This window comes from Thermogutta sp., from assembly GCF_014359955.1.
Taxonomy (GTDB): Bacteria; Planctomycetota; Planctomycetia; order Pirellulales; family Thermoguttaceae; genus Thermogutta.
In genome coordinates, this window is record NZ_JACIYL010000061.1 from 1 (window position 1) to 10,834 (window position 10,834).

The window sequence follows — 10,834 nt, forward strand, 5'->3', positions numbered from 1 at the left end:
TTAGTTTTGTGTCATCACATAGCTCGGAACTCAAAAGAAGAAACAATCGCGCTTGCGGAAACAATCAGCGGTGCTACTGAAAAACTGATTGTCCACCTTCACCATTCGCCATTCGCTATTCGCTATTCGCTAAAACAAATCGAACCAAGTTGGGATTGAAACGAATAAAGGGGCGAATGGCGAATGGCGAATAGCGAATAGCACTGCTGGCGGACTGTCAGTCGAAATTGCGGTCGCATGGTAACACTGCGGTTTTGGCGAGGCTGGAATTGAAAAGAACACTAATCGGCGATACCGGAAACAATTACCGCTAGTCCTGCAAAAACGGCCACCAACATCTCCACTCGCCACTCGCCATTCGCTACTCGCCAAAACAAATCGAACCAAGTTGGGATTGAAACGATTTAAAAGCGAGTGGCGAGTAGCGAGTGGCGAGTAGTATTCCTGGTGCACGTCGAACGGAAGAGTGCAGCGCTTCTTAGTTTTGTGTCATCACATAGCTCGGAACTCAAAAGAAGAAACAATCGCGCTTGCGGAAACAATCAGCGGTGCTACTGAAAAACTGATTGTCCACCTTCACCATTCGCCATTCGCTATTCGCTACTCGCCAAAACAAATCGAACCAAGTTGGGATTGAAACGAATAAAGGGGCGAATGGCGAATGGCGAATGGCGAATGGCCGGTGGCGAGCATCGCGGCCGGGGAAGAATAACGTCGCTCAAAAGATCATGGCCGGCAGGCGCTCGTGCTGTCTTGCCCAGACGGCCGTTCCAACCCGATTCGAACTCGTCTTCCAAGCTAACGGTAGGGGCAATTCATGAATTGCCCCTACAACGTCGGAGGGACGTGCTTGTCACGTCCGCCGTTCGACGTTGGATCATCCATTCCCTTTCCCCGGGCACGACAAGCGTGACCCTCCGGTGTTTCGGAGGGACGTGCTTGTCACGTCCGCCGTTCGGCGTTGGATCGTCCATTCCCTTTCCCCGGGCACGACAAGCGTGACCCTCCGACCTTTCGGAGGGACGTGCTTGTCACGTCCGCCGTTCGACGTTGGATCATCCATTTCCTTTCCCCCGGCACGACAAGCGCTCTACCGGTAGGGGCAATTCATGAATTGCCCCTACAATTCCGGATGGACCTGGTTCTCCCGCCCGTTTTTCGAGGCTGGATCAACTATTCGCCTTCCCCGGGCACGACAAGCGTGCCCCTCCGGTGTTTCGGAGGGACGTGCTTGTCACGTCCGTCGTTCGACGTTACATCATCCGTTCCTTTTCGGCGGGCACGACAAGCGTGCCCCTCCGACCTTTCGGAGGGACGTGCTTGTCGGGTCCGCTTATCCCTGTTGGATCATCCCTTGCCTTTCCCCGGGGACTAAAGTCCCTCGCCGAAAGCGGGGCCAAAGCCCCGCACTCCATGGAGTGCGGCGATTCATCGCCGCTTTTTCGTGAAGGCTTTAGCCTTCACCACCTTGGCGGTTTCCCGAGCTTTTCCCGACCACGAAACCTGTCCACCGGTAGGGGCCATTCATGAATGGCCCCTACAACGATGGTGTCGGAGGGACCCGCTCGTCGGGTCCGATGAACACCAATTGATGATCCATCCCGCTTCCCCGGGCACGACAAGCGTGCCCCTCCGATTTTTGGAAAACCCTTCGCGCCGAAACATCCCTCGGAGGGACCTGCTCGTCAGGTCCGTCGTTTGACATTGGATCATCCATGGCCTTTCTTTCGGCGGGGACTGAAGTCCCGCGCCGAAAGCGGGGCTAAAGCCCCGCACTCCATGGAGTGCGGCGATTTATCGCCGCTTTTTGGTGAAGGCTTTAGCCGTCACAACCCCGCGGTTGGTGCGTTTTGCCGCGAACACGAGAAGCCGTCTCCTGGTAGGGCCAATTCATGAACCACCCCGAGCGGAATTTGCTTGCTGCGCATCAACCCGCGGTCAAGGAAAGACGGGAATTGTCCCGACCGGAACCGGACGCTTCTGGACGGTCCCTTCAGGCCCTCTGTGCTTTACCTTTCAAGCTGGCTGATTTACGATAACGATTTACACTCTGACTGGCAGGATTGTGCTTGAACCATCCCCGGAGCGCTGGGAGGGGAGGCGCTTTTGAAGGTGTTCGGGGTATCGTCCAGCGGACAGGCTATCAATCTCCATGACTCCAGTAAAAATTGCCGTCATCGGTTTTGGAACGATCGGGTCCGGTGTGGCCAAGCTCCTTCTCGAGCATGGCGACCGGATTTCGCGGCGGGCGGGACGCCCCCTCGAGCTTGTGCGGATCGTGGACAAGGACCTCGTTCGTCCACGCAACGTCAGTGTGCCAAGGCAGCTACTCACCGACGATATTGATAGCGTCATCCAAGATCCCTCGATTTCGATCGCGGTGGAACTCATCGGCGGGCTGGAGCCTGCCCGCTCCATCGTGCTGTCCCTTCTGGAACATGGAAAAGATGTCGTCACCGCCAACAAGGCGCTCCTTGCCGAACACGGTCCGGAGCTCTTCGAAGCCGCCCGACGGTTGGGCCGATCAATTGCCTTCGAGGCATCGGTGGCCGGCGGAATTCCGATCATCGCTGCGATTGGGGAAAGTCTCACCGCCAACGAGATCCTTTCCATCCATGCCATTCTCAATGGGACCAGCAATTACATCCTCACCCAGATGGAGGAACAGGGGCAGGAATATGCAGCAGCGCTGGCCGAAGCGCAACGGCTCGGGTATGCGGAAGCCAATCCCGCCATGGACGTCAGTGGCGCGGATGCCGCCCAAAAGCTGGCCATCCTTGCCCAGCTTGCCTTCGGAGCGGAGGTCAACTGGAAGGAAATCCCGCGGGTGGGAATCGATACCGTCCAGGCGGCCGACATGCGTTACGCCACAGAACTGGGATACCATATCAAACTGCTGGCGGTTGCGGAACGGGTCGATGGAGACCTGGAGCTTCACGTCTCGCCGACGCTCGTGAAAAAAGGCACACCGCTGGGCGAGGTTCGCGGCGCGTATAACGCGATCCGCATCGTGGGGGATGCCGTGGGACGGGTGTTTTTCCACGGACTGGGGGCCGGTCAGATGCCGACCGCCTCGGCAGTGGTGGCCGACATCATCGACACGGCGGTAGGGCGTGCGGCGATTACCTTCCGCACCCTGCGGCTTTGGTCCAATGAAGGGCCCAAAGTCCGGCTCCGCAATCCCGATGAAAGTAAAAGTCGCTTTTATCTGCGATTCAACGTGCAGGACCGGCCGGGTGTTCTGGCCGAGATTGCCGGAATCCTGGGACGGAACCAAATCTCCATTGCGTCTGTCATCCAGCATGAGACCGAAGAAGAGGCCGAAGGGATTGTTCCCCTGGTGATCATGACTCACGCAGCGGCCGAGGGCCCTATGCGTCGAGCGATGGAACAAATCGATCAACTTCCCGTGGTGCGCCCCGGCAGTGTGTGGATGCGGGTCCGCGATTAGCGCGTGCCCCAGGGTGCACGTGCTCTCCTGGTTTTCAGCTCTGTCGCGAGGATCAAGGCTAAAAAAGGAGATTAAAAGAGAGTGAAGTCACCGCCACGCGGGCCACAGATCTTTCAAGACGATTTTTCCCATGAAATACGCGATCATCATTCCTGACGGTTGTGCCGACGAGCCGCAGGAGGCACTGGGTGGAAAGACCCCGCTAGAAGCGGCGCGAACTCCTGCGATGGATGAAATTGCGCGGCAGGGCGTGGTCGGGCTGGCTAATCACGTGCCCCAAACTCTGCCTGCCGGCTCTGACGTCGCCAATCTCAGCCTGCTCGGCTACGATCCACAGGCCTATTACACGGGAAGGGCTCCCCTGGAAGCGGCAGCCCAGGACATCGAGCTGGGGCCTAACGACTGGGCCATCCGCTGCAACCTGGTGACGATCATCGACCAGGTCATGCGGGACTTTACGGCCGGGCACATCTCCACCGAGGAAGCCCGGCAGTTGATGGCGGCGCTCCAGGAAAAGCTGGGCTCCGAGCAGTTGCAGTTCTACGCCGGAGTGAGCTACCGGAATCTGCTCATTTATCGCGGAGGGAATCAACCTGCCCCGTTTTCCCGCGACACATTCACGGTGCCGCCCCACGACCTGACCGACCAAAGCGTCCTGGATGCTTACCCCCGTGGACCGGGAAGTGACCTTCTGGCCCGACTCATGGCCGAAAGTGAAGCCGTGCTCGCGGACCATCCCGTCAATCAGGCACGAAAAAAGGCGGGCAAGCTGCCTGCCACGAACATCTGGCTGTGGGGACTGGGCGGGGCCCCGCAACTTCCCCGATTTGAAGAGCGTTACGGGGTGAAGGGGGCCATGATCACCGCTGTCGATTTGCTGCGGGGACTGGCGGCCCTGTTCGGCTGGCCGCGAATCGAAGTGCCCGGGGCCACCGGGTATATCGACACCGATTACGCGGCCAAAGGACGTCACGCCGTGACCGCCCTCGCCGAATACGACCTGGTGTGCGTGCACATTGAGGCGCCCGACGAGGCCAGCCACGAGGGCAGCATCAAGGAGAAGATTCGCGCCCTGGAAAATATCGACGAAAAAATCGTGGCCCCTGTTTGGGAAGCCCTTCGCTCGTATGGTGAATACCGCATCATGGTGTCCCCCGACCATCCCACGCCCGTCCGCATCAAAACACACAGCCACGGATATGTGCCGTTCGCCATAGCTGGCACGGGTATCAAATCAGGAAACGCCCCCGCTTACCACGAAAAAGCGGCGGAGCAGTCGGGCCTGGTCTTTCCTGAAGGTTGGAGGGTCATGGAATATTTTCTTCACGGGGAGGGCCGCTAGGGCAGGTGCTTCCTCACCAACGTCGCGAACGTGACCGTCCCTGGGATCGGAAATACTGTGGCACAATCAATCTTCCAGGCGCTCCCATCACAAGCCGAAAGAAGATCGTTGAGAAGGAACCATACCTGCAGGTGAATCGAGGGTGACAGACAATGGCCATTCTGGTGCAGAAGTTCGGTGGGACAAGTGTTGCCGACGCTGAAAAAATTCTGGCGGCCGCCCGGAAGGCAATCCGGGCACAGAAGCAGGGCTACCAGGTGGTGACGGTGGTCAGCGCCATGGGGCATACCACCGACCACCTCATCGAACTGGCGAAACAGATCGATCCCGATCCGCCTGCCCGGGAAATGGACATGCTCCTTTCCACCGGCGAGCAGGTGAGTGTGGCCCTGATGGCCATGGCGATCCACCGATTGGGACATCGCGCCATCAGCTTTACCGGGGCGCAACTGGGAATCCGCACCGACAGCACGCACACCAAAGCCCGCATCCGCTCGATCCAGACGGATCGCATCCGTCAGGCGCTGGATGAAGGGTACATCGTGATCGCCGCGGGTTTCCAGGGAGTCACCGACACGGCGGATATCACCACTCTGGGACGTGGTGGGAGTGACACTACGGCAGTGGCCCTGGCCGCCGCTCTGCGTGCGGAAACCTGCGAGATTTACACCGACGTGGACGGCGTTTACACGACGGACCCGCGGCTGGTCCCGGAAGCCCGCCGGATGAGCCGTATCAGTTACGATGAAATGCTGGAACTAGCCACGGCGGGGGCGGGCGTCATGCACAACCGCTCGATTGAATTCGCCAAACGTTTTTCCGTGCCCGTCCACGTGCGGAGCAGCTTCAGCGATATGCCAGGCACGCTTATTTCCTGGATGCCGGAGTCACGGAGTGTCCCGGTTTGTGGGGCGGCCGCCATCCTCAAGGAAGCACGGATCACCGTCCGCGGTGTCCCGGATCAGCCGGGCAACGCCGCGGCGATCTTCTCGCGGTTGGGTGCCAGGAACATCGCCACCGACATGATCGTGCAAAACGTGGCTGAGGGCGGTCGCGCAGACATTTCCTTCACGGTATTTCAGGAAGAGCTCCCGGCCGCACTCCGCGTGGTGGAAGAAACGGCCCGGGAAATCGGAGCCGAAGGTGTCAATTACGACGAAAACGTGGCCAAGGTCTCGGTGGTGGGCCTGGGAATGGCCAAACAACCGGGTGTTGCCCAGCGGATGTTCCAGGCGCTGGCCGACAAGGACATCAACATCCTCATGATCACCACCAGCGAGATTAAAATTTCCGTGCTTGTGGAGCGGGACCGCGCCGTCGAAGCCCTGCGGACGGTCCACGCAGCGTTTGAGCTGGACAAAGAACCGCCGCAGGCCGAGGAAGAAGCCCGACCGGAAGAATTGGGCAACGACCGCGAGCGGATCATCGGACGGCTCCAAGGGATGGAGGATCTGGTGATCGAGTCAATCTGTCTGGATGAAACCCAGGCCTGTGTGACGCTTTCCAACATCCCGGATCGCCCGGGGCTGGCCGCCCGCGTCTTCCGCCAGGTCGCGGAGCGCGAAATCGTTGTAGATATGATCGTGCAGAGTGTTGGTCGGGACGGCAAAGCAATGATGAGTTTCACCGTGCCGCAGTCGTCCTACGAGGCGGCTCTGGCCGCCTGCCGGCCTTTCTGCCAGGAGATCGGGGCTGCTCCACCGACCGGCCGTCCCAAGGTCGCCAAGCTCTCGATCCTGGGAACGGGATTGAAAAGCCACATCGATGTCGCCAGTCGGACCTTCAAGACCCTCGCCCAGTCGCAGATCAACGTGGAAATGATCAGCACCAGCGAGGTACGGCTGAATGTGGTGACGACGGGCGACAAAGGCCGACAGGCCCTCACCGTCCTGCGTCAGGAATTTGCCGAAGAGCTCCTCGACCTGTGATTTCGCCCGGCGTGGCCGCAGCGGTCAGAAACGAAAAAATTTCTCTGCCGCATCGTTCCCCCGTCATCGGGTGCAGGTCGTCCTGTCCTGGGCTATGGTGCACGCCGTTTAGGGTAAGCCTTCTCTGGCGGACACGATAGGCGTGGCCAACCAAGAAAAGGACATGACAAACATGTCCCTCCGAAAGGACACGACAAGCGTGTCCCTCCGGAACGCGGACACGACAAGCGTGTCCCTCCGGAATGTGTCTGCGAATCGAACTTCGCGGTGAAGTGGAGTGTTTGCCGGGGGACTTTTCCGTCATAATGAAAAGGGAAAACGCTCGGCCGGGCGGAAAACTCCGCCGATGGTGTGCTGATCGCTGAGGAAACGCCGGCGATGAATTCGTGATCAGAAGGGGTTCGTAAGAAAACCCGGCGGGATTGAGTGTCCCATCCGCCGCGATTGACTGGATGCAAACAATCGGGAGTCCCGCTATGCTTCTGGAAAGAGAAGAATACATCGAGCAGGCGTATTTCTTTCGGGCCCTTCGGGAACGTCTCGATCAGGGGGTTTCCACCCAGGAACTTCTCAAAACCATCAAACAGGAAATCCTTTCCACGACCAAACTCCCCCTGGCCATTGACTTCATGACCACCGAACTTCGCTTCACCGGGGGATTTGCCTCGGCTATGGCCAGGCTCAGCCACTATTTCACCCCCTTTCAAGCGTTCGTCATTCACGAGGCCGAACGGGAAGACGGACGGCTGGATTTCCGCGTCGCGCTGGAGATCCTGGAAAAAGAAGCGGAGTACAAAGCCAAAGGCGCGAGCGTTCAGGGTGTTTTCCTCTACCAGTTTGAAACCCTCTGCCGCAATCGCCTGGGATACGACAAGGGGCTGGAAGCAATGGCTGGAGATCCCATCTACGATGAAAACTGGCGGGAATTCATCCTCGATCTCCGCCGACAGGTGGGTCTCATCGATATTGCGGATATGATCTTCGTGCGGAGTGAATACTACCGGCAGCTCCGCGGGGATTCCGGCAAGCCCATTCTGTTTGGTGAAAAAGAAGGAAAGATTGCGCTGGCCAATCGCCGGAAGGATCCGCTCTACCTGTTCGCCGCGCTCTCCCGACATTTAGGCTATCCCTCCGTCCCCCGGCCCAAACGCGAGGAAATGGTCCTTCTCAATTACTACACCCTTCTCCGCCGGGTGGAACGCCTGGAAATGCGCATCAAACTGCTCGAAGAAGAACAGCGGGGAGGAATCGACCTCAGTCAGTTCTACGTCAAGCCGGAGGATCAGCAGAAGGACAAATCGCGCTGACCCTCCCCACGCAAGCGTCTCGCCAGCGGCACGCACATTCAGGATAGAGCGGGCAAAAGAGCCGGCAGTGTGAATACTTCAAGAATGGCCGGGGAAGAAAGCGACTTTCGGCCGGAAGGGCCATGTCAGATCATGTTGTGTCGGGCAAAGACTTCCACCGCGGAGGCGCCGGCTTCCAGTTCGCGACGGGCTTCGGCACGCTTCTGCACACGCTGCAGGGCGGCCTCCACCACATCGGCCTCCGCTCCCTGGGGAATAATGCAAACCCCTTCGTGGTCTCCGAAAATCAGGTCACCCGGCCGAATCCGCACATGCCCAATCTGCACCGACACACGAAAATCCACAACCTTCCCCCGTGTCCGCTGATCCTGGGCAAACGCCCCGCGAGAGAAAATCGGGAACGAGAATCGGGCAAGGGCTGCGGTATCACGGACGCAACCGTCCACCAGGGCACCGGCCGCGCCCAACTGGACCGCGCGGACGGTCATCAATTCGCTCCACATGGCAAGCTCATTGCGACCGCCCGTGGCCACAAAGACTTCCCTGGGACGCAGGTCATCCAGGGCCTCCAGCATGAGTCCGAACGGTTTGGCGAAGACCGGGTTCAGTCCACTGGGAGAAAACGTCTCGTAACAGTCCGCAAAAAGCACCGGCATCGCCCGACCCACGAGCACCATCCGGGGATCCAAAGGGCGGATGGCGATCGGCAAGAATTGGGCGTTGAGCCCGATCTGATCCAGCACCTCTCCCACCACCGCCGTGGAAAGCTCTTGCCGAAAGAGGGCGAAGAGCTGCTCGTCGTTCTTCCACAACTGGTTGTTCATGAGGTTTCTCCGATGACGAGATCGAATCTCTGAAGCGGAGGAATACCCGCGGGCATGGTTACTTTAGTTCCACCCATCAAACATAGTTTGCGTAAATCAGTCAGATTGTCAACTTGATGATAGGATTTTCGGTCATCCAGGTGCGAACGCCGCGAGTAGTGTGCGCGAAAAACCGGTTTTTCTTTTCTTGTCGGCAGGCCGAGGTTTCCCCCGGGCACGACAGGCGTGGCCTTCCCAAGGACTTCCCGGACGGATCTCCCTGACAATCCGCTTTCGGAGGGACGTGCCTGTCGCGTCCGCTTTGCCCGTTTCCACCGTCCACTCCAGCGACCGTGCCTCGTTTGCGTGTTTGGGTTCCCGCTTGACCGCAGCGGCAATTTATGAATTGCCCCAAAGCACATTGTGCCTGTGGCGTCTCAGGGGGCTTTTTCCAAAAGGCAGGATGGATCAGCCGTCCAGCCCTGTCGCTTTTCTGCGGGAACTCCCTTATACTAATCTATGCTTTTGCGAACACACGCGGACAAACCTGCGACGAGTTCGCCGCGGGAATACGTGGATGTTCGGGGCGAAGAAGGAAGACTGTCCGTCTCGTCTTGACGTAACGTGTCAGGGAGGCAACGTGTATAGCCTGTCGATAGAGTAAATCTGGCAAACAGGATTTACAGCACCCTCTGGTTAGAAAAGGGAAGGAAAGGAGTTGCGTCATGAGGTCGTGGAATCTCTTTGGTGCTTTTGTGGCCGCAGCATGCGGTCTGCTGCTGTCGCTGCCGGGGCAACTTCTGGCCCAGCAACCGTCGGCACCCCCTAGCATGGAGGTCAAGCCGGTTGTGGTGGTCAGTTTCGCCGGAATTGATCGGCTGTTTGAGGACGTTGAGTACCTGGGCAAACTGGCTGGCGTGGAGAGTCTGGCCGAAAATCTGAAAAACTCGCTGGCGGCTCAAACCGGTGAGCCCGGCGTCCCCGGCGTCGATGCCAAGCAGCCGTGTGGTGTTGTCGTACAGACCAACGGCTTTCAATTCCTGGTGACCGGTTACGTTCCCGTCACGGATTTTGATAAGACGCGGGAATGGCTGAAAAGCCGAGAGATCGAACTGAAACAGGAGGGGGACCTGTGGTCGGCAGACCTCCCCAACGGCCAGACACTGTTTGTGGCGCACAAGAACAACTGGGCGATCATTGCCGCGGACAAGCAGGTGTTCTCGCAGGTCGGTGACAATCCGCCGCCGAGCCTGACGGAGCTTTCCGGCACGCACGACCTGAGCGTTCTGCTCTACATGGCCAATATCCCGCCGATGTTCAAACAACTCGGCCTGTCGATGATCCAGCAGGGAATGGACATGGCCCTCCAGCAGCAGGCCAAGGAGACAGGCAAGGACGTCACCCAGCAGCGGGAAATGATCCAGCGCTCTTTCCAGCAAATGCAGGTCATGCTGGATGAAATCGACACGATGACCGTGGGACTGACGGTGAATAGCCCACAGGCCGCCATCTCGCTGGTGTACACCGTGGTACCTCGCCCGGGCACCGAGTATGCCCGCAACCTGCGTCAGAATCAGGATGTGAAAACCCGGCTGAGTGGCTTTGTCCTTCCGGAGTCCACCTTCGTGCTGCGGGAGACCGCTCGCATCGGGCAGCGTGACATCGAGCAATTCAAAACGACCGTCATTCCGAATTACAAAAAGCTGGTCAGCGAGTCGCTCGACAAAGAAAAAAGCCTGAGCAAAAAGGAAAAGCGGCTGGCAACAGACCTTATCAATTCCCTGCTCGACGCCATGGAAGCCACCGTCGATAAGGGCACGCTCGATCTGGCGATCTCGGCTCAGGTGAGTGACCGGCAATTGACGGCCCTTGGCGGCATGGTGCTCGAAGATGCTGCAAAAGTGGAGAAATCATTTCTCAATTTGCTCAAACAGGCTATGGAAAATGACCCGGATGCCAAAAAGTACGTGCACGTCAATGCAGCCGAATACAAAGGCTTTCGG

Annotated in this window: 6 protein-coding genes; 5 read left to right on the top strand and 1 reads right to left on the bottom strand. The window is 58.5% G+C overall.

Translation table 11 applies throughout. The annotated features are described in order from the left end of the window. Positions 1-2,152: 2,152 nt before the first annotated feature. The 4 genes from H5U08_RS03425 (at position 2,153) to H5U08_RS03440 (ending at position 8,028) form a co-directional block, all read left to right on the top strand. Entirely contained in the window at positions 2,153-3,451 is a 1,299-nt protein-coding gene (locus tag H5U08_RS03425; RefSeq protein ID WP_297030138.1) for a homoserine dehydrogenase, read from the top strand. 130 nt (positions 3,452-3,581) lie between these two features. Then, positions 3,582-4,793 carry a cofactor-independent phosphoglycerate mutase gene (locus H5U08_RS03430; RefSeq protein WP_297030141.1) on the top strand — a complete coding sequence of 404 codons (1,212 nt, stop codon included), beginning with the start codon at positions 3,582-3,584 and terminating at the stop codon, positions 4,791-4,793. 152 nt (positions 4,794-4,945) lie between these two features. Further along, entirely contained in the window at positions 4,946-6,721 is a 1,776-nt protein-coding gene (locus H5U08_RS03435) for an aspartate kinase (protein ID WP_297030144.1), read from the top strand. A 476-nt stretch (positions 6,722-7,197) separates the two neighbouring features. After that, positions 7,198-8,028: a hypothetical protein gene (locus tag H5U08_RS03440; protein ID WP_095413792.1), complete on the top strand. Its 831-nt coding sequence runs from the start codon at positions 7,198-7,200 to the stop codon at positions 8,026-8,028. 125 nt (positions 8,029-8,153) lie between these two features. Here the strand turns inward: H5U08_RS03440 and H5U08_RS03445 are convergent, their stop codons facing one another. Next, the gene (locus H5U08_RS03445) at positions 8,154-8,852 is read right to left on the bottom strand and encodes an RraA family protein (protein WP_207651752.1); all 699 of its coding nucleotides are present in this window, start codon (positions 8,850-8,852) and stop codon (positions 8,154-8,156) included. Between the two features lie 704 nt (positions 8,853-9,556). On the opposite strand from H5U08_RS03445, the gene H5U08_RS03450 reads away from it, so the two are divergent. Then, positions 9,557-10,834, top strand: a 1,278-nt coding sequence (locus tag H5U08_RS03450) for a hypothetical protein (RefSeq protein ID WP_297030150.1), incomplete at its 3' end; no start/stop codon positions are given.